This is a genomic window from Microtetraspora niveoalba (assembly GCF_001570405.1).
In the GTDB taxonomy this organism is placed as follows: Bacteria; Actinomycetota; Actinomycetes; order Streptosporangiales; family Streptosporangiaceae; genus Microtetraspora; species Microtetraspora niveoalba.
In genome coordinates this window covers 245,470-267,122 of record NZ_BBYM01000004.1, presented here as the reverse complement: position 1 = coordinate 267,122, position 21,653 = coordinate 245,470, and the positions used below count along the sequence as shown (strand labels likewise).

The following is a 21,653-nucleotide window of genomic DNA, read 5'->3' as shown; positions in this document are numbered from 1 at the left end:
CGCGGATCATCGTACGGCAGGCGTTTCCGCGGCCGGCCGGGAGGCGGGTGACGGCACGCCGTCTCCGGGCGCGGGCAGCAGCCGGGCCAGCGGGCCGGGAAGCCACCAGTTCCGGCCACCCAGAATGCGCATCAGCGCCGGCACCAGCGCGAGCCTGATGACGGTCGCGTCCAGGGTGATCGCGGTCGCGACGGCCAGGCCGAGCTGGGCCAGCTCGTGGCGGTGGGCGGTGAGCAGCGCGGCGAAGACGGCGACCATGACGGCCGCGGCGACGGTGATCGGCCGGGCGGTGTGGCGCAGCCCGTGGACGACGGCGGCCGTGTTGTCTCCGCCGTGCCGGTAGTGCTCCGAGATGCGGTGGATGAGGAACATCTCGTAGTCGATCGACAGGCCGAACACCAGCGTGAAGGCCAGCAGCGGGATCAGCGTGTTGACCTGGTGGCCGACCAGGCCCGGGACGAGGCGGGTGGCCAGCGTCAGCAGGCCGAACGCGGCGGTCACGGCGAGCACGTTCATCACCACGGCCTTGATCGGCAGCAGGACGCTCCGGAAGGACACCAGCAGGAAGAGGAGAGAACATCCGAGCACCAGCGCGATCACCGTGCCGAGCTGGGCGGTGCTCTCCTCGACCAGGTCGGCGAGGATCGCGTTGGGCCCGGTCACCAGCACCCGCCCGCCGGGCGGCAGCGTCGCCGGGGCGTACTCGCGGGTGATCCGTTCGGCCAGCTCCGCGCTCGCCGGGTCGTCGATCGGCGTGCGGGCCACGGCGATGACGACGGTCAGGTCGCGTCCGTTGTCCAACGGGGCCGCGAACGCGACGCTCGGGTCGGCCCTCAGGGCCGAGAGCAGCCCCCAGGAGTCCACCGGCGGCCCCCCGGCGGGGTGGGGGAGCACCACGGCCAGCGCGGAGGACACCCCGTCGGCCTCCATGTACGCGAGGCCGCGCCCGAGATCGGTCCGGGCGATCGAGGCGCGGTCCAGGTCGACGCCCAGCCGCAGACCGGTCACCGGCGCGGCCGCCGCCGCCAGCACCGCCGCGCAGGCCAGCGTGTACGCCACGGGGTGGCGCATCAGGTGGCGCGCCCAGCGGCCCCAGCCGCCGAGGTCGTCGCCGTCGCACGCGGAGACTCCCCGGTGCCGTCCCTCGTGGCGCGGCGTCACCCGCCGGGCTCGTGCACGCGCGCCGGGCCACCGCGGCCGGCCCCGGTCCAGCCACCGGTCGGCCGTCACGAGCGCGGCGGGGAGCAACGTCACGGCCGCCGCCGCGGCGACCACCGCCGCCACGGTCACCGCCGCCACCATGCCGCGGATCATCGGCGTGCGCACCACGAGCAGCGCTCCCGCCGTCAGCACGATCGCCAGCGCGCACCAGGCCGCGGTACGGCCCGCCGTACCCATCGCGACGTCCACGGCCTCGTGGCGATCCCGTCCGGCGGTGCGGGCCTGGCGATAGCGGAGCAGGATCAGCAGCGCGTAGTCCAGGCCGAGCCCCATGCCGACCGTGGCCGCCACCGCCAGCATGAAGGTGTCCACCTCGGCCCCGAGCAGGCTCGCCGCCCCCAGCGCTCCCAGGGCCGTCACCATCACCGTGCCGGCCGTCAGCAGCACCGTCGCGGCGGCGCCGACCGCCGACAGGCCGACAAGCAGGGCCAGGAAGGCCACCGGAACCGCCACCAGCTCGGCCCGCCGCAGGTCGGCCAGATCGGCCCGCTTGGCCTCGGCGAGCATGGCGCCCTCACCCACCACGTGGACGTCGAGCCGCGAGCCGGACGCCTCGTGCGCCGCCCGCCGGGCCGCCGCGCGCAGCGACGGCAGCGCCTCCTGACGCGCCCGCTGGTCCCCGTTCAGGCCCACCAACGCGTACAGGCGCCGCCCGTCCTGGCCGGGCACCGGAGGCAGGAGCTGCACCCCGCCCACCCCCGGCTGGGCCGACACCGCGGCCGTCGCCGCCTGAAGCCCGCGCTGGTACGCCGGGTCGGCGACGGCGAGCACTGGAGAGGCGAAGACGAGCAGCGTCTGCTCGGTGCCCAGCCGGGGGAAGCCCCGTTCCAGCAGCCGCGCCCCGGCCAGCGACGACGAGCCGTCCACGCGTACGGCGGGCGCGGCGGTGCGCAGGAGCAGGCCGGGCGCCGTCACGGCCGCCCCGGCCAGCAGCACCAGCCACACGGCGAGAACCATCCGGGATCGGCGGGCCGCCGTCCCGCCCAGATATTGCGCGAGGGGACGGCGGCCGGCCCGGCGGGGTGGCGCGGACGGCTTGGGCTCCATCAGCCCACCCCCGCCCAGAAAATCCCAAAACATGTCATGCTTATCCGTATCTTCACCTATATGCCGACTCTTAGGGAGCAATGAGGTATGCCGGACCCCTTGCCGGACACGCCGCCGAATACTCTGCGGGACATCGAGGGCACCACCGTCCTGGTGTGCGCGCCCAACGGCACCGCGCTGCGGAGCGAACGCGACGCGCTCGACCTGATCGGCGAGGCCTCCTACCTGGGCGCCGAGTGGGTCGTCGTCCCGGCCGAGCGCCTGGACGGCGACTTCTTCCGGCTGCGCACCCGGATCGCCGGCGACATCGCCCAGAAGTTCGTCAACTACCGAACGGGGCTGGCCGTGGTCGGCGACATCTCCGCGCACGTCGCGGCGAGCACCGCGCTGCGCGACTTCGTCCGCGAGAGCAACCGCGGCACGCAACTCTGGTTCGTGCCCGACGTGGAGGCGCTGCGCCTGCGGCTCGCCGGGTGAGGGTGTGTCCCACACCCGCCGCAGCCGGGGCCGCGGCAGCAGGCTGACGGCGTGCCCGAGCGGCAGGGTGACCTTCCCCTCGCGGTGTCCTCGCCCGGCGACCCGCGCGACGCGGGAGCCGGGAGCGGCCGTTGTCCTCCACGTCGTCGACGACGATGCTGCCCCACCGTGACCGCGCCCCCTCCGATTTCGTCCACGTACGGCAATGATCGAGTCACAGAACGTAATCATGGGGGACGGCGAGCCGTACCGGCTACCGGATTCGTCCGCAGTGCTCCGCCCTTCAGGCCGGGCGTGAGGCCGACCCTCCCGTGTAACGGGACAGGGAAGGCCTGTTCGCCGTCAGGCAGGGCGGAGCATGTGCCGGAGCGCCGCCGTCCCCGCCCGCTCGGTCGCCGCCTCGGGCAACCGCGCCACCCGCTCGCGCGCCGGGTCGCGCACACGATGGGAGAGCTCGCACCATGCGCCCGGTCTGCCGTCAGCAGACATCCCGGCAGGTCCCCGGGTCGCGGCGGATACAAAGACGCCATGCGTGTTTCACCCGGTATGAACTACCGAGATCGACTGAGCGACAAGCTGTTCCAGCAGCGGACCCTGCTGTTGACCGGAGAGGTCGACGACGACATGGCCGAGCGGGTGTGCGCCGAGATGGTGTTGCTGGCCTCGGCGGACGCCGAGCGCGACATCGTCCTGTACATCAACTCGCCCGGCGGCTCCGTGCTGGCCGGACTGGCGATCTACGACACGATGAAGCTGGTCCCGAACGACGTGGTCACCGTCGCCCTCGGCTTCGCCGCCAGCATGGGCCAGGTGCTGCTGGCGTCCGGCACCCACGGCAAGCGGATCAGCCTCGCGCACAGCCGGATCATGATGCACCAGCCGTCGGCCGGCATCGGCGGCACGGCGATCGACATCGCGATCCAGTCCGACAACCTGAAGTACATGAAGCAGCAGTCCGAGGAGATCCTCGCCGCGGAGACCGGCCGCACCGTCGAGGAGATCGCCACCGACAGCGACAGGGACCGCTGGTTCACCCCCGAACAGGCGCGCGACTACGGGATCATCGACAAGATCGTCGACTCCTTCCACAACCTCGCGCCGTACGCCGCTCCCACCAAGATGGGGTTCTCGTCATGAGCCAGTACACGATCCCGTACGTGATCGAACGGACCCCGGTGGGGGAGCGGTCGTTCGACGTCTTCAGCCGGCTGCTCAACGAGCGGATCGTCTTCCTCGGAACCGAGATCGACGACGGCGTGGCGAACGTCGTGATGGCGCAGTTGCTCCACCTGGAGGCGGAGAGCCCGGACCAGGAGATCAGCCTCTACATCAACTCTCCGGGCGGCTCGACGACCGCGATGCTCGCGATCTACGACACCATGCAGTTCATCCGCGCGAAGGTCGCGACGTACTGCATGGGCCAGGCGGCGTCCGCGGCCGCGGTGCTGCTCGCCGCCGGCGCCCCCGGGCGACGGTTCGCGTTGTCCCACTCCCGCGTGCTGCTGCACCAGCCGTACACGCAGGGGCAGGGCACGATCTCCGACCTGGCGCTGCAGGCGGCCGAGGTGATGCGCATCCGCGCGCAGACCGAGGAGATCCTCAGCGCCCACACCGGGGTCGACGTCGCCCAGTTGCGCAAGGACACCGACCGCGACCGGGTCTTCGACGCCCGCGAGGCCGTCGACTACGGACTGGCCGACGAGCTGATCATGACCCGCGAGCCGGCATAGCGCTCAGGCCGCGAGCAGCTCCACCCGCGGCGTACCGGCAGGCCGGCGCGGCGCGATCCGGCGGGTCACCTCGATCCGCCGGACGGCGCGGGTGAGCAGGTGCTCGATCGGCAGCCCGAGCGCGTCGCACACCGACCGCAGCATCTCCGAGGACGGCTCCTTGCGGCCGCGCTCGACCTCGGACAGATACTGCTTGGACATGCCGACCGTGCGCGCCACGTCCTCCAGCGTGCGGTCCTGGTCCAGCCGCTCGTCGCGGAGGATCTCCCCGTAGACCGCGCGCAGCAACGGATCGGGGCCGTCGGGGACCTCGGAGCCGCGCTCCCTGCCCGTGCGGTGGGTTCGGATGTCGATGACGGATCGGCCCGAGACTGCCATGCCCGGAGTCTGGCACGTCCGCCCGCCCGGAAGGCGGGTGTTCGCGCACAGGTGAGCGAGGGCGGGTCCCGAGTCTCACCGGACCGGCCCGGACGCCGGCGCCGTCAGGAGGTGGCGCCGGCGTAGCGGGCGGCGAGAGCGCGCAGGTGGGCGACGAGTTCGGGCGGTTCGGTGACGTGGAAGTCGGCGTCCAGCATGCCCAGGTAGACGGCGAGGGTCTCGACAGAGTCCGCGCCGGTGTGCAGCACGCAACTGTGCGCGTCGACGGGTTCCACGGTGCCGACCGCGGGGTTGATCCGCTCGGCGACCGCCTCCGCGGGCGCGCGGACGGTGACGCGTGCCCGATAGCGCCAGGCGGCGGCGGAGACGCGCCCCGAGACGTAGGCGGCCACGTCCTCGTCCGGGAGGTCGCGGGGTGTGAAGCGGGGGCCGGTCGGAACGCGGGGGGTGAGCCGGTCCACACGGAACGTGCGCCAGTCGGAGCGCTCCAGGTCCCAGGCCAGCAGGTACCAGCGCCGCCCCCAGTTGACCAGGCGGTACGGCTCGACCTCGCGGCGGGCGGGATCGCCCGCGTGGGTCCTGTAGTCGAAGCGGAGCCGTTCGCGGGCCCGGCAGGCGGCGGCGAGGGTCGTCAGGACGTCCGGATCCACGGACGGGCCGGGACGGTGGCTCGGCACCGGCACCGTGTAGGTCTGCAGGGTGTTGATCCGGCGGCGCAGCCGCGCCGGCATGACCTGCTCCAGCTTGGCCAGCGCGCGCAGCGATGCCTCCTCGTTCCCGGCGATGGCCCCGCCGGTGGCGGTGCGCAGCCCGACGGCCACCGCGACGGCCTCGTCGTCGTCCAGCAGCAGCGGCGGCAGGGACGCGCCCGCGCCGAGACGGAAGCCGCCCACGGACCCGCGCGTGGCCAGGACGGGATAGCCGAGCGAGCGCAGCCGCTCGACGTCCGCGCGGACCGTGCGGCCGCTGACGCCGAGCCGTTCGGCGAGTTCGGATCCCGTCCAGTCACGCGGCGTCTGCAGGAGGGCCAGGAGGCGGAGCAGGCGCGCCGAGGTTTCCAGCATGCCTCCAGAATGCCGCACCTTTAGGAACGTATCCCTCCTAAAGGCGACCGTCCGTAGATCGAGGACCGGGTGTTTTCTCCCGCCGAGGAGATGGCCGCTGAACGTGACGCCCATCTGGCGACGCTGACCTCCTGCCCGGGATGACGCCAGACCGCTGCTTGAGCTTGCCGATGCGGCGTTTGCGAGAACTCCACGCGGCGCGCAGAACCGCGACCGGCCAAGAGCAACCCCGTTCGGGGGCCCATGACGCCGTTCTCACAGTCGCCCCCACCACGCAGGGCCGTCCTCAGAGGTCGGGAAACTCGATCTCCGGTGTCTCGTCGGCGGAGAGCAGGAAGTACCCGAGAAACGTCACGCCTTCGTCCTGGGCGTCGAAACGCGCGATACGGACTGCCTTGGGCTCGTAGAACACGTCTCCGGGACCGAGTACGGACGCCGCTTCGCCTTCGATCTGATAGACCGCCGAACCGGTCTCGATGCTGCCGAACACCGGGCCGTTGTGCACATGCAACCCGCCCGCATGGCCGGGCGCGATGACGATGCGCCGGACCTCGACCCGGTGTGTGTCCTGCGGCGCCGACAGGAGCTGGTCGAGCAGCACCGAGCGGGTGACCGGCGGGATCGCCTCAGCGCCGGCAACGTGGTCGTCGCGGTGGTATTCGTTGTCGGTGACCGGGGCGCCGGCCTCGGCAACGGCGCCGTCCTCCGGGATCGGCTCGATGGCCAGGTGGGTCACGGGAACGGTGGGGGCGGCGCCATGCCAGTGCCATTCACCGGGTGCGATGTGCACGGTGTCGCCCGCGTGAATCGTCTCGACGGGCCCGCCGCACCGTTGTACACGCCCGGTGCCCTCGGTGACGACGAGCACCTGTCCGAGTGGGTGGCGGTGCCACACGGTGCGGCCGCCGGGGGCGAAGCGGACGCTGTCGATCTGACTCCGGGACGCTCCGCCGAGTTCGGCGACCGGCTCGATCCAGGCGTCGCCAGTGATCCACTGGGACGGAGCGGCGACGCTGGTGGTGGGCCTGCGGGCTATGCGCATGGTGTCGTGGTCTTCCTTCGGCCGTGGTCAGTGGACGGTGCGCGCGCCGAGTAGCGCGAGGATGCCTGCGACCGCCTGGTCGAAGGGTTCCGTGGTGTCCGCGGCGCGGGCAAGGACGTATCCGCCCTGGAGGGCGGCGACGATCGCGGCCGCGGTGGACGCAGGGTCCACGGTGGATTCCAGTTCTCCGCGGTCCAGTCCCTCCCGCACCACCGCGGCCAGGCGGGCGCGCAACCAGGCGAAGGTCTCCTCGACGGGTGCCCGAAGAGCGGGCGTGGCCATGACGTCGGGGTCCTGGGTGAGCCGGCCGATGGGACAGCCCCGCAAGATGTCGCGTTCCCGGCACAGGTACGCGGTGATGCGCTCGACGGCCGTGCCAGGGGCGGACAGTTGGGCGTCGGCGGCGGCGCGCAGTTCGTCCGCAGTGCGGCGGATGGCGGCGTGCGCGAGGTCTTCTTTGCCGGAGAAGTGGTGGTACATGCTGCCTTGGCCGGCGTCCGCTCGCTGCTGGATGGTTTTCGGGCTGGTGCCGACGTAGCCGCGTTCCCACAGCAGCGCACGAGCGCTCTCGACGAGCCGTTCCCTTGTGTTCACCCGATGAATGTACATACCAGTAGGTACAGCGCCAAGGCCTCTCGCCCGCGACTCGACCTCGTGCTGCGGATGCCGGCACACCTCGAAGGCGGTGTGCGGCCGACCCGGCGTGGCCGGGGGCTCGCCGATGACCGGAGCCGTCTGCCAGGTGGGGGCTATGCGTCCGCGGGCCAGTTCTCGAGCAGGAGATGGAGGCCGTCGAGGCCCCGCTCCCAGGACCTCCGCACCTCGCGGGAATGGTTGAATCCGCCGTTGCCCTCCAGCGTGATGTAGCCGTGGAAGGCGCTGCGCAGCAGGCGGCCGGCGTCGGTCAGGTCCGGCTCGACCAGCCCGTACGCGCGCAGCATCGCGTGGGTCAGCTCGATGGTGCGGATGTAGGCGGTGGAGGCGGCGAGGACCTCGGGGGGCAGCTTGACCGCCTGGGTCGCCGCGTAGCGGCCGGGGTGCGCCAGCGCGTAGTCCCGGTAGGCGTTGGCGAACGCCACCATGGCGTCCTTGCCGGCCCGGCCCGCGACCGCGGCGCCGATGCGGTCGGCCAACTCTCCCGCGGCCAGCAGCGCGACCCGTTCGCGCAGATCCTGAAGATTCCTGACGTGCGCGTACAGGCTCGCGTCCTTGACCCCGAACCTCCGCGCCAGCGCGGACACGGTGATGTTCTCGAACCCCACGGCGTCCGCCAGTTCCGCGGCCGCCTCCGTCACACGCTCGGCTGTCAGTCCCGCCCGAGCCATCCGCCGCCTCGCTTCCTAGAGGTAATAGGCAGTTGCATAAGAGTCCTAGGAATTGTAGCGTTCCGCGCCATGAAAGCAATGAGCGAACAGGACATTCGCACGTCGTTCGTCAACTGCTCGCGAGGGGAGGCCAAGCGGCTGGCGCTTCCGCGGGACCTGGCCGAGCAGCCCTGGGACGACCTGGACTTCCTGGGCTGGCGCGACCCGGGCGCGCCCGACCGCGGCTACGTCGTCACCGAGCGCGGCGGCGAGGCCGTCGGGGTGGCGCTCCGCGCGGTCGCCCAGCAGCGCGGGCGTCTCCACCGCGGCATGTGCTCCCTGTGCCTGACCACGCACCCCGGCAACGGCGTCGCGCTGATGACCGCCCGGCGAGCGGGGCAGGCCGGGCGGGACAACAACTCGGTCGGCGTATACGTGTGCGCCGACCTCGCCTGCTCCCTGTACGTGCGCGGCAGGAAGATCCCCGACCTGGGCGGACGGCTCGAGGAGTCCCTGACGGTGGAGGAGCAGATCGACCGCACCAGGGCCAAGCTGTCGGCGTTCCTGGACAAGGTCCTGGCGTGAATCGGAACCGCCTCGACCGGCCGGTGCACCCGCTGGGAACCGCGACACCCGAGACCCGGCGAGCGGCTCACCGGGACCCGGGGCCCGCGCGCGTTCCGCACAGGCATCCGCCGAAACCATCCATGACACATCCAGAGAAAGAAGATCACCGTGAACCGCAGCGGATGGGCCGACGAACGGTTCGGAGCAGTCGCGGACGCCTTCTCGCGGAACTTCGCCGAACACGGTGAGCTCGGCGCGGCCGTCACCGTGTTCGTCGGCGGACGCAAGGTCGTGGACCTGTGGGGCGGCGTCGCGGACGGACGCACCGGCCGGCCGTGGACGGAGGAAACGGTCGTACCGGTCTTCTCCTGCGCCAAGGGCATCGTCGGCATCTGCGCCCACCTCCTCGCGCAGGAGGGACGCCTCGACCTCGACGCCCCGGTGGGCCGGTACTGGCCCGAGTTCGCGCGGCACGGCAAGGAGGCCGTCACGTGCCGCATGGTCCTCGGACACCGGGCGGGGCTCCCCGCCCTCGACCGGGTGCTCGGCTTCGAGGAGATCGCCGCCTGGACACCGGTGGTCCGCGCCATCGAGGAGCAGGAACCGCTGTGGGAGCCGGACACGGCGTACGAGTACCACGGCCACGTCTTCGGGTTCCTCATCGGTGAGGTCGTCCGGCGCATCACCGGGCTCACCCCGGGCGCGTACTTCCGTCGTGCCGTGGGAGAGCCGCTGGGGCTGCGGGCCTGGATCGGCCTGCCCTCCGAGGAGGCGGATGAGCGTGCCCGGCTCGTCGAGGCCGAAGGGCGGCCGCCGATGCCCGGCCCCGAACACCTGCTCACCCGCATCGTGACGATGAACGGCGCGCTGGTCTTTCCCGGCCTCGACGAGCCGCACGGCTGGAACGATCCGGCGTTGCTCGGCATGGAGCTGCCCGGAGCGGGCGCCACGGCGTCCGCGAGCGGCCTCGCCGGGCTGTACGCGGCGGCCGTGACCGGCATCGGAGGCCGGGGACGGCTGCTCACATCGGACACTGTGACGGACGCGGTCCGCGAGGTCTCCTCCGGCAAGGGATGGCTGGGCTTCGACGCCGGGGCGCGCTGGGGCTCGGGCTTCCTGCTCGACTCGGCCTTCCGGCCGATGCTGGGGGAGCGCAGCTTCGGCAACGACGGAGCGGGCGGACAGTTCGCCTTCGGCGACGACGAGTACGGCGTGGGCTTCGCGTACGTCGCCAACCGCATGATCGGTCACGGCGACGCCCGCGCCACCCGCCTGATCACGGCTGTACGCGAATGCCTGGCCGACGGGTGAGCCGTGCCACGGCCCATCCGGCTCCGTCCTTGACGGCAGCCGGCAGGAGAGTGCCCACGATGCGCGCGCCTGAGGCTGCTCACGGGGTACGGAAGCCGCGAAAGGTCACGTGCTTCCGGGCCTCGAAGCCGAGCCGCTCGTAGAGGGCGATCGCGCCGGTGTTCGCCTCGGCCACGTGCAGGAAGGGACGTTCGTTCCGAGACACGATGCGCGCGACGAGAGCACTGACCAGGCGGGCGGCGTGGCCTCGCCCGCGCGCCTCGGGGGCGGTGCAGACGGCGCTGATCTCGGTCCATCCCGGAGGCCGGAGCCGTTCGCCCGCCATCGCCACCAACGTGCCGTTGTCACGGATGCCGAGATAGGTGCCGAGTTCGTGGGTGCGCGGCCAGAACGGCCCCGGTTGGGCCCGCGCGACGAGGTCGAGCATCTCGGGCACGCTGTCCGCCTCCAGTTCGACCACGCCGGTGTCGGTCTCGGCATGCGGATGGCCGGGTCGGCCGCTGTCGGGCCAGATCATCTGGCGGCCTTCGAGGACGAAGACCGGCTCCCAGTCCGGCGGCGGGGTCGCCGGACGGCTGAACATGTCGGCGAGCTCGCCTCGACCGAGGAGCCGGGCGAGGTCGGCCCACTCCGCCGCATCCGGGTCGGCGGATACGGCGGCGAAGGTCGCGACTCCCGGCAGATAGGTGGCGGTCCGGCCGAGCCGGCGGGCGAGATGCGCGTGAAGACCGCGAAGCGACTCACCCACCGGGTCGTCGAGTGCGACGACGTCGCGGTTCACCATCGTGCCCTACCTCTCGTCTCGTCCATGGAAGTCGGTCGACCCGGACGAAACTACTCGACGCCGGCGTGTCCTCGGCTCCGCAACGGCAGCTCGGGGAGCCGCCCAGTGGCAGGCCGCCACCGGCACCGGGGCTCAGGGGCACGAGGCTCTCCTGGCCGCCGCCCCTCCCGGCGACGGCGCAGGTCGAACCCCGGCGACAGGCGGCGGGCAGGGAAGTCACCCCCAGGCGGATGCGGGAGGTGGTCAGCGGGACTGCCTGACCCCGCGTCGCCAGACGTCGACGATGGCGGCGACGGCGGCGATGTCCCGGGTGGGGTCGCCTTCGACCAGCACCAGGTCGGCGCGGAGGCCGGGGGCGATCCGGCCGCGGTCGGACAGGCCGAAGTGGCGCGCGGGGAGTTCGGTCGCCGCGGCGAGCGCCTCCTGCGGGCTGAGCCCGGCCTCGGTGAGAAGGTGCAGTTCGCGGTGCATGCCGGCACCGTGGGCGGGCACGAACGGGGTGGCGTCTGTCCCGGCGAGCAGAGGCACGCCGGCGCGCCGCAGGGCCCGCAGCGCGCCGACGGCGTTGGCGGAACTGCCGGGCCGGGCGCAGTCGGCCGTCTGGACGCTCTGGGCGGTGATCGCCTCGAAGTAGGCGAGCGTGGTGACCACGAAGACCTCCTGGGCGCGGATCCGCTCGGCCAGCCGCTGCGAGGCCGGGTCGTCCGGTGCGAGGTCGGTCCACACGTGGGCCAGGCCGTCCACGCCGGCGTCGAGCGCGATCGTCGCTTCGGCGGCGGTGATCGCATGGGCGATCACCCGCAGCCCCGCCTCGTGCGCCGCCGCGGCGAGGGCGGCCGCGATCTCCGGCGTCATCACGGGGAGGTCGGCGCCGTGCACCGCGCCGTCATCGATGACGATCTTCAGGTAGTCGGCTCCCTCGGCCAGCCTGGCCGCCACGAAAGCCGGCACTTGCGCCGGATCGGAGACGAAGTCGATCGCCGTCGCGTCGACGCCGTCCAGGACGGTGCCGGACAGGGCCGCGAGCAACTGCGTCGGGTGCCCGCCGGGCGCGGTGGCCAGGGTGCCCGCGCTCCGCAGATCCGCCACGTCGTCGTTCTCGGCGGCCAGACGCCGCTGCCGCGGCAACATCTGCGGCAGGCAGAACATGTCCAGCTCGGTCGTGACCCCGTGGCGCAGGGCCTCGGCCAGGCTGCCGTCGAAGACATGCGTGTGCGCGTCGATCAACCCGGGAAGGAGCGTGCGACCGGCCCCGTCGACCTCGACGTCCGCCCCGTGATCTGTGTCGGCGCCGACCGACTCGATCCGATCGTCCTCCAGCACCACGTCGGCCGGCGCGATGGTGCGCTCGCCGTCGAACACCCTGACATCGCGGATCAAAGTACGCATCGAACATCTCCTTGCGAGTCGTGAATCCTCGGACGCCACCACAGAGGGATGCCGACCGCGGAGTGTGACACCGCAGCGGGCGGTCATGACATGGATCACAATCCGGGCGTTCATGTCACACTCGCCGGGCGACGGGGCTCTGCGGTCGCGGGAGACAGAGGAGGGAACGCCATGACACCGGCTTCACCGCACGCGAACAGCGAGGCCGTCACCGAGCAGTTTCTCGGCCATCGAGAGCTGCTGTTCTCAGTGATCTACAACATGCTCGGCAGCCTCTCCGACACCGAGGACGCGCTGCAGGAGGTCTGGCTGGCCTGGTCCGCCCGGCACCGGACGCCGGACGCCGCGCCGGTCGAGAACGCCCGGGCCTACCTGGTGCGGATCGCGGTGAACCAGGCGCTCGCCCGCCGCGCGGAGGTCACCCGTCGCCAGGAGACCTATGTCGGCCCGTGGTTGCCGGAGCCGCTGGTCGCCACCGAGGACGACGTCGCCGGCTCCGCCGAACGCGCCGAAGCGCTGTCGATGGCGGTGCTGGTGGTGCTGGAGACCCTGTCACCGCTGGAGCGGGCGGTGTTCGTCCTGCATGAGGTGTTCGGCTTCGGCCATCCGGAGATCGCCGACATCCTCGGCCGCTCCCCGGTGGCGGTCCGCCAGCTCGCGGCCCGCGCGCGCCGTCACGTCCAGGCGCGCCGTCCCCGTCACCGGCCCGCGCCCGACGTGCACTCCCAGGTCACCGAGCGGTTCGCGGCGGCCGCTCTCGGCGGCGACCTGCGGGCCCTGCTGGAGCTGCTGGCACCGGACGTGACCCTGTGGACCGACGGCGGAGGCAAGGGCCCCGCCACGAGTCTGCGGCCCGTGCACGGCCGCGACCGGGTGGCCGCGCTGTTCATGGCGGTCGCCGCGACGCTGCCCGCGGGCGGACTGGACATCCGCTACCGGCGCGTCGCCGGCGACCCGTGCGCGCTGGTCTTCTCCGGAGACAGCCCGATCGCCGTGGTCATCGTCGATCTCGCACCCGACGGCGACCGGATCGCGGGCATCTACTCGGTCACCAATCCCGACAAGCTCCCCCGGGCCCCGCGGGGGATTGACACGGACTGAACGCGTGTTTAGCGTGAGGGTCGTGTCAACATCGGGTGCCGAGTCAGGCACCGACCTTTCCGGCCGCGCCCGCCTCCGGGACGCGGCGATCGCACGGTTCGCGCGCGAGGGCTTCGGCGCCTCCCTGCGCTCGATCGCGGCCGACGCCGGCGTCAGCGCCGCGCTCGTGATCCACCACTTCGGCTCCAAGGAACGGCTGCGCGCGGAGTGCGACGAGCACGTCTTCGCCGTCATCCGCACGTCCAAGAGCGAGGTCATCGCCGCCCCGGGCGGACCCGGGGTGCTCCTGGCGCAGCTCGCCAAGGTCGAGGAGTACGCGCCGCTCGTCGCCTACGTGGTGCGCAGCCTCCAGGCCGGGGGAGACACCGCCAGGCGGTTCGTCGAACACGTCGTCGCCGACGCCGTGCGGTACATCGCCGAGGGTGTCGAGGCGGGGGTCATCAAACCCAGCCGGGACGAGGAGGCCCGGGCCCGCTACCTCGCGGAGGCCTCGCTGGGGGCGCTCATGCTGGAGCTGGCGATGAACCGCCCGGAAGATCCGCAGGATCTCTCCGCGCTGCTCTCCACGTACCTCGACAAGCTGGCGCTGCCGGCCCTGGAGCTGTTCACCCAGGGCTTTCTCACCGATCGGGCGATGCTCGACACCTACCTGCTCTACGTCGGCGATCCGCCGGAAGGGGCCGGCGGCCGTACGGGCTGACGAACCATCCCCCTCCAACCAGGACCAAGAGAGCAGTCATGACCACATCCCCCGTGGCGGGCGCGAGCGTGCCCGCGATCGACATCAGCGACCTCCGCAAGAACTACGGCTCCGTCACCGCGCTGGACGGTCTCGACCTCCAGGTGGCGCGCGGCGAGGTGCACGGCTTCCTCGGCCCGAACGGCGCGGGCAAGTCCACCACCATCCGCATCCTGCTCGGGCTGCTGCGCGCGGACTCGGGCCGGGCCGCCGTGCTCGGCGGTGACCCGTGGGCCGACGCCGTCGCCCTGCATCGCCGCCTGGCGTACGTCCCCGGCGACGTCGAGCTGTGGCCCAACCTCACCGGCGGCCAGGCCATCGACCTGCTGGCCCGGCTGCGCGGCGGCGCCGACCCCGCCCGCCGCGACGAGCTGTGCGAGCGCTTCGACCTCGACCCGACGAAGAAGGGCCGCACCTACTCCAAGGGCAACAGGCAGAAGGTGGCGCTCATCGCGGCGCTGGCCAGCGACGTGGAACTGCTGCTCCTCGACGAACCGACCGCCGGGCTCGACCCGCTCATGGAGGCGGTGTTCCAGACCTGCATCCGCGAGGCGAAGGCCGCCGGACGCACGGTGCTGCTGTCCAGCCACATCCTGGCGCAGGTCGAGGCGCTCGCCGACCGGATCTCCATCGTGCGCAAGGGGCGCATCGTCGAGTCCGGCACTCTCACCGACCTGCGCCACCTGACCCGCACCTCGGTCGCCGCCGTCACCGACCGGCCGGCCGGGGAGCTGGCGGCGCTGCCCGGGGTGCACGACGTACGCGCCGACGGTGTACAGGTCCGCTTCGAGGTCGACGGCGAACACCTGCCCGCGGTCATGCGCCGTCTGGGCGAACTCGATGTGCACAGCCTCACGGCCAACCCGCCCACCCTGGAGCAGCTCCTGCTGCGCCACTACGGCGACGAGCTGGCCCGCGCCAACGGCAACGGCGAGGTGGCGTGATGACGCTGACGATGAGCCGGCCCTCTGCCCCGGCCGGGGCCCGGCGCGGCGGCGCCCTGACGGGCACGGGGACGCTGCTTCGGTTCATGCTCCGCCGCGACCGCGTCCGGCTGCCCGCCTGGACGCTCGGGATCGCCCTGCTCATGGCGTACTTCGTCACCGCGCTGCGAACCGTGCTCGCCACCCCCGAGGACCTGCGGGGGATGGCGGGCTTCTCCGGGAGCCCGATCGGCGCGCTGTTCGGCGGCCCGGGCTACGGCTACGACGCGCTGACGATCGAACGGTTCCTCGCCGGGCAGTACGGCCTGTACATCCTGGTCGGCGCCGGCCTGATGAGCGTGCTCACCGTGACCCGCCACACCCGGGCGGAGGAGCGGTCCGGCAGGGCCGAGCTGGTACGCGCCGGCGTCGTCGGGCGGCACGCCCAGCTCACCGCCGCGCTGACGCTGACCACGCTGATGAACGCGCTGGTCGCGCTCCTGATCGCGGGGCTCATGAGCGGATCGGGCTTCGACGGGGCCGGTTCGCTGCTGTTCGGCGCGGCCGTCGGCGCCGCGGGCCTGGCCTTCGCCGGGGTGACCGCGATCAGCGCGCAACTCTTCGAGTATCCGCGCGCGGCCTCCGGGCTGGCCGGTGCGGTGCTCGGAGCCGCGTTCGTGCTCCGCGGCATCGGCGACATGGCCGCCACCCACGGCAGTTGGCTGTCCTGGTTGTCGCCGATCGGCTGGTCCCAGCAGACCGCCGCGTACGTGCTCGACCGGTGGTGGCCGCTGGGCCTGTCGGTGGCGTTCGCCGCGGTCACGGCCGCGCTCGGGTACCTGCTGTCGGCGCGGCGCGACCTCGCCGCGGGCCTGGTCCCGCCGCGGCCCGGCCCGGCCACGGCCGCTCCGTGGCTGCGCAGCGGAGCCGCGCTGGCGTTCCGGCTCCAGCGCGCCCAACTGATCGGATGGAGCCTCGCGCTGCTGGTCGCGGGGCTCTCGTACGGCCTGTTCACCCAGCCGGTGATCGACGGGTTCGCCGACGCTCCGAAGGAGTTGCTGGCCGTCATGGGCGGCGAGGAGGACATGCTCGCCGGGTTCCTCGGCCTGATGGGGCTCATGATGGCGTTCACCGTGGCGGTGTTCGCCGTGCTGTCCCTGCAGGGCCTGCGCGCCGAGGAGACCGAGGGCAGGACGGAGCCGGTGCTCGCGACGGCGGTCGGCCGCACCGGATGGCTGGCCGCCAACCTGGCCGTCACCGCGCTGGGCGTCCTGTGGCTGCTGTTCGTCGCCGGCCTCGCGATGGGCGTCGGCGCGGCGCTCAGCACGGGGGACGCCGGACTGCTCGGCGAGCTGGTCGCCGGCCACGTCGCGCACACGCCGGCGGTCTGGCTCGTGCTGGCCGTCGCCGCACTCCTCTACGGCGCGTTGCCGAGGGCGCTTCCCCTGGTGTGGCTGATCGTCGTGTACGGCATGATCGTCGGCTTCTTCGCCCCGATCCTGCACATTCCCGACTCCGCGGTGAACCTCTCGCCCTTCGAGCACATCGGCGAGTATCCGCTGGAGGACGTCTCCGTACCGGCGACGCTGGCGCTGACGGCACTGGCCGTCCTGGTCGCCGGTGCGGCGCTGGCCGCGTTCCGCCGGCGCGACATCATCTGCACCTGACGGCTCCGGCCCGCCCCCGCGGGTACGCGTTCAGATCCGCACCGCTCCGGCGGAACCGGCCCGCTGCCGGGACCGGCGAAGCCGGGGCAGCACGGCGGTCCAGACGAGCGCGCCCGCCGCGACGGTGGCGACGGCCATGGTCGTCGCCATCGGCAGCGCCCCCGCGCCGCCCAGCGAGACGACCGGCGCGATGACGGGGCCGACGGCGAAGGACGAGGTGCCGAGCAGGGCCGCCGCCGTGCCGGCTCGCTCGCCGTGGTCGGCGAGGGCGAGCGCCGAGCTGTTCGGAGCGATGACCCCGTAGCAGAGCAGCAGCAGCGCGAGCACGCCGAGCAGGACGGCCAGGCCGAGCCCGGCGACGACGGCGCACAGGAGGGCGACGGAGGCGAGCGCGGTCGCGGTCGTGCCCGCCGCGTACATGCGCACGGTGCCCGCGCGTCGCACGAGCGCGCGGTTGAGCAGCGAGCCGAGCATCAGGACGACCGAGTTCGCCGCGAAGACCGCGCTGAACGCCTGCGGGGTGAGGTGGTAGGAGCCCTGCAGCACGAAGCTGATCGACGCCAGGTAGGCGAAGAACGCGGCGCCCACGCACGTGTTCACCAGCAGGTAGGCGACGAAGAGGCGTTCGCGCAGGACCCCGCGGAACCGGCGGGCGGTCGCCCGTACCCCGCCGGCGTGCCGTGACGGCGGCGGCAGCGTCTCCCGCAGCAGGGTGAGCGCGACGAGGAACAGGGCGACGCCGATGCCGGCGAGCACGACGAAGACACCGCGCCAGTCCAGCACGGCGGCGAGCTGGCCGCCGGCGACCGGCGCCAGGATCGGGGCGAGCGCGCCGACGAGCCCGAGAAGGGTGAGCAGGCGTGCAAGCTCGACGCCCTCGGCCATGTCCCGGGCGGCGGCGAGCGCGATGACGACGCCCGCCGACCCGGTGACGCCCTGGAGGAAGCGCGCCGCGAGCAGGACCTCGATGGTCGGCGCGACCGCGCACAGCAGCGACAGCACGGCGAAGAGGGCCACGCCGGCGAGCACCGGCCGCCGCCTGCCCAACCGGTCGCTGAGGGGGCCCATGACGAGCTGGCCCAGCGCCAGCCCCAGCATGCAGACCGACATCGAGGTCTGGGCGAGGCTGTCGCTGGTGTGCAGGTCGTCGGCGAGCTGGGGCAGCAGCGGCATGTAGAGGTCCATCGACAGCGGCCCGAACACCTCGAGGGACCCCAGCACGAACGCGGCGCGGCGGGCGCTCATCACGCGCGCGCCGCGCACCGCGGCCCGCATGGCGGCCCGGCCGGGCTCGAGCTGCGGGTCATGGGGGACGGGGGTGGGGGACACCTGCTGCTCCTGAGTAGGGGACGGAACGGCGGGGCGAGCCGCGGCTCGACAGCGCGTTAGTCTACAGATGTCGACTTAAAAGGGTGCAGGCGCCCGCGCCCGGATAACATGGGGCCACCATGCCAAAGATCATCGACCACGGTCAGCGGCGGAAAGAGATCGTCGAGGTCGCGAAGAAGCTCATCGTCGAGGGGGGCTTCGAGGCGGCGACCATGCGGAGCATCGTCGCCGCCGCGGGCTTCGCCAACGGCGCGCTGAAGCACTACTTCCCCAACAAGGACAGCATCGTCGCCGCCACATTCCAGAGCGTGCTCGCGGAGATGAACGAGCGGGCCGGCGAGCGCGGCCCGGCGCTCGGCCCGGCGGAGGAGCTGCGCCACTACGTCGAGGCGGCGTTGCCGCTCGACGAGTACCGCATCGCCTCCGCGCGTGTGCTGCTGGCCCTGTGGGAGCACTCGGCGGCGAACGAGGAGCTCGCGACGCTGTACCGCGAGCACCTGGAGACCTGGCGCGGCCAGTTGGCCGCGCGGATCGCCGCGGCCCGGGGCAGGGGCGAAGCCGCCGACGCCCCCGCCGTCACCGAGCTCGCCGGAGAGATCATCGCGATGACCGTCGGCGCCAACGTCACCTGCCTGATGTTCCCCGCCGGCGCACTCGTCCCCGAGCACCGCTCCTATGTGGACCGGCTCATGCGGCGCATCGCCCGCTGAGCCCGCCGCGAGCCTAGAGAAGCCGCCTGATCTCGCCGTACGTGCGGTAGAAGCCGCCCCGGCCGGACGAACGCACGTCCTCGACCAGATAGCGGGCGCCGGCCTCGCGGATGTCCTTGGGGAACTGCACGTTCCACGTCTCGTAGCCGGGGCTCGCCACGCGTACGCGCAGCCGCTCGCCTTCGCGTACGCACTCCACGACCACGCCGTCGCCGGCGTGGCTGACCGTCTCCAGCACGACGGACGGCTCGACCACCGGCAGCGACGCGGCGGCCTTCACGTCGACGGGCTCGGGCACCGTGCCCGCGCGCGCCGCGGCGATCGCCGTCTCGCTCGCGTCGATGCAGGCCAGGGAGCCGTCGGTGGTGACGATGTAGAGGCGGTCGTCGAGGAACTGCATGGAGAAGGCCGACCCGCAGCCGGTGCCGAGCTTCCACAACCGCTCCCCGGACGCGGCGAAGCAGTACACCGAGGAGTGGCTGTCACCGGCGAAGACGTAGCGGCCCTCCAGTGAGGTCGCGCAGGAGTACACGGGCCCGTCGCACCTGTACACCGCCTCGACGCGGCCGTCGCTCTTTGCCAGGCGGTGGACGGTGCGGCCGGCGGTCGCGGCGTACACCGCGTCCTCCTCCTGCCAGCCGAACAGCACCTGCCCGGCCTCCGGGCGCCGCCACGGTCGGCGCCGGACAACGAGCACGTCGGCCGGGTCACCGACGTGGAGCCGGGGGCCCGCAGGAGCAGGAGGGGGCGTGCGGGTCGGCCCAGTGCAGGGCGATGTACGGGGTGGCATGCCCCGAGTAGCGCACCGTTCGCCGGTGATGCGGTAGCCGGCGCGCCACTCGGGCTCATCCGGCGAGCGGCGCGGCACGGGGACGGTCAGGATGCCGACGTCCTGGTCGACGTGGGTGAGCAGGCCATGGCAGGGCCCGCCCAGACAGATGGCGTTGCGGTCGTGGCGGCCCTGCGGCGCGGGCTCGTTCATGCGGGATAGGCGTGGGTCTCGGTGGCCTTGACCGAGGCCCAGATCCGCTGGCCGGGGGTCAGGTCGAGGTCGGCGACGGCGGCGGGAGTGATGTCGGCGAACGCGGTGATGGGGCCGTCGAGGTGCACGCGGACGTTGTCGCCGTGCCGTTCGATGCCGTCGATGCGGGCCTGCCACAGGTTGCGCGGGCTGCCGTCGGGGCGGGTCCGGTACAGCGCCACGGCGGCGGGCGGGAAGGCGACGAACGCGGCGTCGTCGAGCTGTTCGGAGGTGTGCAGCAGCAGTTCGCCGACCTTGACCCTGGCCCCGTCGGCCACGCCGCGATAAAGGTTGAGCCCGACGAGGCGGGCGACGTAGTCGGTGCGGGGACGGCGGGCGACCTCGGCCGGGGTTCCCTGCTGGACGACGGCGCCGTTCTCGATGACGATCAGCCGGTCGGCCAGCACCATGGCGTCGAGGGGGTCGTGGGTGACCAGGACGGTGGCCCCGTCGAAGTCCGCCAGGTGGCGGCGCAACTGGGAGCGGATCTCCAGGCGGGTGTGGGCGTCGAGGGCGGCCAGCGGCTCGTCGAGCAGCAGCAGCTCGGGCCGCACGGCCAGGGCCCGCGCCAGGGCGACCCGTTGGGCCTGCCCGCCGGAGAGATGACGCGGCTTGGCGGTGGCGCGGTCGGCGAGGCCGACGCGTTCCAGCAGGGTGGCCGCGGCGCGGCGGGCCTCGGCCTTGGCGACGCCCTGGCAGCGCGGGCCGAAGGCGACGTTGTCCAGTGCCGTCAGGTGCGGGAAGAGCAGGTAGTCCTGGAAGACCATGCCGATCGGGCGGCTCTCGGCGGGCAGCGTGTGCAGCGGACGGCCGTCGAGGACGATCTCGCCCTGCGACAACGCGGTCAAGCCTGCCAGGGCGCGCAGCGCGGTGGTCTTGCCCGCGCCGTTGGGGCCGAGCAGCGCGACCACCTCGCCGGGGGCGACCTCGAGGGTGACGTCGAGGGTGAAGGCGGGCCGGGTGACGACCAGGCGGGCGTGCAGGGTCATGGCGTGTTCGCCCATCGGTCGCGCAGGCTGGCCAGGATGATCACTGAAACGGCGAGCAGCACCAGGCTGAGCACGATGGCCGCCTCCGGGTCGGTCTCCAGGGCCAGGTAGACCGCCAGCGGCATGGTGCGGGTGGTGCCGGGGAAGTTCCCCGCGAACGTGATCGTCGCGCCGAACTCTCCCAGGGCCCGCGCCCAGCACAGGACCGCGCCGGCCGCCACGCCCGGCATGATGAGCGGCAGCGTCACCCGCCGGAAGACGGTCCACCGCGAGGCGCCGAGCGTGGCCGCGGCCTCCTCGAAACGCTGGTCCGCGCCGCGCAGCGCGCCCTCCACGCTGATCACCAGGAACGGCATCGCGACGAACGCCTCGGCGACGATCACCCCCATCGTAGTGAACGGCAGCGTGACGCCGAAGGTGGCCTCCAGCCACTGCCCGACCAGCCCGCGCCGCCCCAGCACCAGCAGCAGCGCGACACCGCCCACCACCGGCGGCAGCACCAGCGGAACGGTGACCAGGGCCCGGACCAGCCGCCGCCCGGGAAACGACACCCGGGCCAGCAGCCAGGCCAGCGGCACTCCGAGCAGCAGGCACACGGCGGTGGCGACGGTGGCGCACACCAGCGACAGCCGCAACGCCTCCAGCACCTGCGGCTCGGCCAGTCGCTGCGGCAGCGTGGACCAGGGGGCGCGGATCAGCAGCCCCGCCAGCGGCAGCACGAGGAAGGCCAGACCCACGACGGCGGGCAGCACCAGCATCCACGGCGGCCGCCCGGAGACCTCGCGGCTCGCGGCGGGCCGCCCGCCGGACCCGCGCGGCGGCCCCGGCAGGTCGACCTGCTCCGGTACGGAAGAGCTCAT

At 72.8% G+C, this 21,653-nt stretch carries 22 protein-coding genes; 10 read left to right on the top strand and 12 right to left on the bottom strand.

What is annotated here, in order from left to right:
* Positions 1-6 precede the first annotated feature (6 nt).
* Positions 7-2,268, bottom strand: coding sequence for an MMPL family transporter (locus AWQ70_RS04205; protein WP_169808615.1), 2,262 nt, complete (start codon positions 2,266-2,268; stop codon positions 7-9).
* 87 nt (positions 2,269-2,355) lie between these two features.
* Here AWQ70_RS04205 and AWQ70_RS04200 point away from each other — a divergent pair, with 87 nt between their 5' ends.
* From AWQ70_RS04200 to AWQ70_RS04190, 3 genes are all read left to right on the top strand, one after another.
* Positions 2,356-2,745, top strand: a complete 390-nt coding sequence (locus AWQ70_RS04200) for a DUF4180 domain-containing protein (protein WP_067170447.1) — start codon at positions 2,356-2,358, stop codon at positions 2,743-2,745.
* 528 nt (positions 2,746-3,273) lie between these two features.
* Positions 3,274-3,882, top strand: a complete 609-nt coding sequence (locus tag AWQ70_RS04195) for a ClpP family protease (RefSeq protein WP_067170445.1) — start codon at positions 3,274-3,276, stop codon at positions 3,880-3,882.
* Complete coding sequence (locus AWQ70_RS04190) at positions 3,879-4,475, top strand: ClpP family protease (protein ID WP_067170441.1); 597 nt, start codon at positions 3,879-3,881, stop codon at positions 4,473-4,475. Before AWQ70_RS04195 ends, AWQ70_RS04190 begins: the two co-directional genes overlap by 4 nt.
* A 3-nt stretch (positions 4,476-4,478) precedes the next feature.
* On the opposite strand, the gene AWQ70_RS04185 is transcribed toward AWQ70_RS04190, so the two are convergent.
* The 5 genes from AWQ70_RS04185 to AWQ70_RS04165 form a co-directional block, all read right to left on the bottom strand.
* Positions 4,479-4,853 carry a helix-turn-helix domain-containing protein gene (locus AWQ70_RS04185; RefSeq protein ID WP_084516500.1) on the bottom strand — a complete coding sequence of 125 codons (375 nt, stop codon included), beginning with the start codon at positions 4,851-4,853 and terminating at the stop codon, positions 4,479-4,481.
* Positions 4,854-4,957: 104 nt separating this feature from the next.
* On the bottom strand, positions 4,958-5,917 hold the full coding sequence (locus AWQ70_RS04180) for a helix-turn-helix transcriptional regulator (RefSeq protein ID WP_067170437.1): 960 nt from the start codon (positions 5,915-5,917) through the stop codon (positions 4,958-4,960).
* Positions 5,918-6,203: 286 nt separating this feature from the next.
* Positions 6,204-6,959, bottom strand: a complete 756-nt coding sequence (locus AWQ70_RS04175; RefSeq protein WP_067170433.1) for a cupin domain-containing protein — start codon at positions 6,957-6,959, stop codon at positions 6,204-6,206.
* 27 nt (positions 6,960-6,986) lie between these two features.
* Positions 6,987-7,553 (bottom strand): TetR/AcrR family transcriptional regulator, encoded by a 567-nt coding sequence (locus tag AWQ70_RS04170; protein WP_067170726.1) that lies wholly within the window; start codon positions 7,551-7,553, stop codon positions 6,987-6,989.
* Between the two features lie 155 nt (positions 7,554-7,708).
* A complete protein-coding gene (locus AWQ70_RS04165; protein ID WP_067170430.1) occupies positions 7,709-8,284 on the bottom strand; it encodes a TetR/AcrR family transcriptional regulator in 576 nt (191 codons plus the stop codon).
* 69 nt (positions 8,285-8,353) lie between these two features.
* Between AWQ70_RS04165 and AWQ70_RS04160 the strand changes: the two genes are divergently transcribed.
* Entirely contained in the window at positions 8,354-8,848 is a 495-nt protein-coding gene (locus AWQ70_RS04160) for an FBP domain-containing protein (protein ID WP_067170426.1), read from the top strand.
* A gap of 150 nt (positions 8,849-8,998) precedes the next feature.
* A complete protein-coding gene (locus tag AWQ70_RS04155; protein WP_067170423.1) occupies positions 8,999-10,141 on the top strand; it encodes a serine hydrolase domain-containing protein in 1,143 nt (380 codons plus the stop codon).
* A 79-nt stretch (positions 10,142-10,220) separates the two neighbouring features.
* Here AWQ70_RS04155 and AWQ70_RS04150 read toward each other — a convergent pair whose 3' ends face one another.
* Together AWQ70_RS04150 and AWQ70_RS04145 are read right to left on the bottom strand one after the other, a co-directional pair.
* Entirely contained in the window at positions 10,221-10,925 is a 705-nt protein-coding gene (locus AWQ70_RS04150; RefSeq protein ID WP_067170420.1) for a GNAT family N-acetyltransferase, read from the bottom strand.
* 243 nt (positions 10,926-11,168) lie between these two features.
* Positions 11,169-12,314 (bottom strand): amidohydrolase family protein, encoded by a 1,146-nt coding sequence (locus AWQ70_RS04145; RefSeq protein ID WP_067170417.1) that lies wholly within the window; start codon positions 12,312-12,314, stop codon positions 11,169-11,171.
* Between the two features lie 171 nt (positions 12,315-12,485).
* Between AWQ70_RS04145 and sigJ the strand changes: the two genes are divergently transcribed.
* The 4 genes from sigJ to AWQ70_RS04125 are packed head-to-tail and all read left to right on the top strand — an operon-like array spanning position 12,486 to position 16,744.
* A complete protein-coding gene (sigJ, locus tag AWQ70_RS04140) occupies positions 12,486-13,415 on the top strand; it encodes an RNA polymerase sigma factor SigJ (protein WP_067170415.1) in 930 nt (309 codons plus the stop codon).
* A gap of 22 nt (positions 13,416-13,437) precedes the next feature.
* Positions 13,438-14,115: a TetR/AcrR family transcriptional regulator gene (locus AWQ70_RS04135; protein WP_067170722.1), complete on the top strand. Its 678-nt coding sequence runs from the start codon at positions 13,438-13,440 to the stop codon at positions 14,113-14,115.
* A 38-nt stretch (positions 14,116-14,153) separates the two neighbouring features.
* Positions 14,154-15,098 carry an ABC transporter ATP-binding protein gene (locus tag AWQ70_RS04130; RefSeq protein ID WP_067170412.1) on the top strand — a complete coding sequence of 315 codons (945 nt, stop codon included), beginning with the start codon at positions 14,154-14,156 and terminating at the stop codon, positions 15,096-15,098.
* The gene (locus tag AWQ70_RS04125) at positions 15,098-16,744 is read left to right on the top strand and encodes an ABC transporter permease (protein WP_218004404.1); all 1,647 of its coding nucleotides are present in this window, start codon (positions 15,098-15,100) and stop codon (positions 16,742-16,744) included. The genes AWQ70_RS04130 and AWQ70_RS04125 overlap by 1 nt, the downstream gene beginning before the upstream one ends.
* Before the next feature lie 30 nt (positions 16,745-16,774).
* On the opposite strand, the gene AWQ70_RS04120 is transcribed toward AWQ70_RS04125, so the two are convergent.
* Positions 16,775-18,073 carry a multidrug effflux MFS transporter gene (locus tag AWQ70_RS04120; RefSeq protein ID WP_218004403.1) on the bottom strand — a complete coding sequence of 433 codons (1,299 nt, stop codon included), beginning with the start codon at positions 18,071-18,073 and terminating at the stop codon, positions 16,775-16,777.
* A gap of 119 nt (positions 18,074-18,192) precedes the next feature.
* Between AWQ70_RS04120 and AWQ70_RS04115 the strand changes: the two genes are divergently transcribed.
* Complete coding sequence (locus AWQ70_RS04115; RefSeq protein ID WP_067170405.1) at positions 18,193-18,783, top strand: TetR/AcrR family transcriptional regulator; 591 nt, start codon at positions 18,193-18,195, stop codon at positions 18,781-18,783.
* A gap of 13 nt (positions 18,784-18,796) precedes the next feature.
* On the opposite strand, the gene AWQ70_RS04110 is transcribed toward AWQ70_RS04115, so the two are convergent.
* From AWQ70_RS04110 to AWQ70_RS04100, 3 genes are read right to left on the bottom strand one after another with little or no spacing between them, the layout of a single operon-like run.
* Complete coding sequence (locus tag AWQ70_RS04110) at positions 18,797-19,765, bottom strand: outer membrane protein assembly factor BamB family protein (protein WP_084516499.1); 969 nt, start codon at positions 19,763-19,765, stop codon at positions 18,797-18,799.
* On the bottom strand, positions 19,762-20,808 hold the full coding sequence (locus AWQ70_RS04105; RefSeq protein ID WP_373282304.1) for an ABC transporter ATP-binding protein: 1,047 nt from the start codon (positions 20,806-20,808) through the stop codon (positions 19,762-19,764). The genes AWQ70_RS04110 and AWQ70_RS04105 overlap by 4 nt, the downstream gene beginning before the upstream one ends.
* Positions 20,790-21,653: an ABC transporter permease gene (locus tag AWQ70_RS04100; protein WP_157529872.1), complete on the bottom strand. Its 864-nt coding sequence runs from the start codon at positions 21,651-21,653 to the stop codon at positions 20,790-20,792. Before AWQ70_RS04100 ends, AWQ70_RS04105 begins: the two co-directional genes overlap by 19 nt.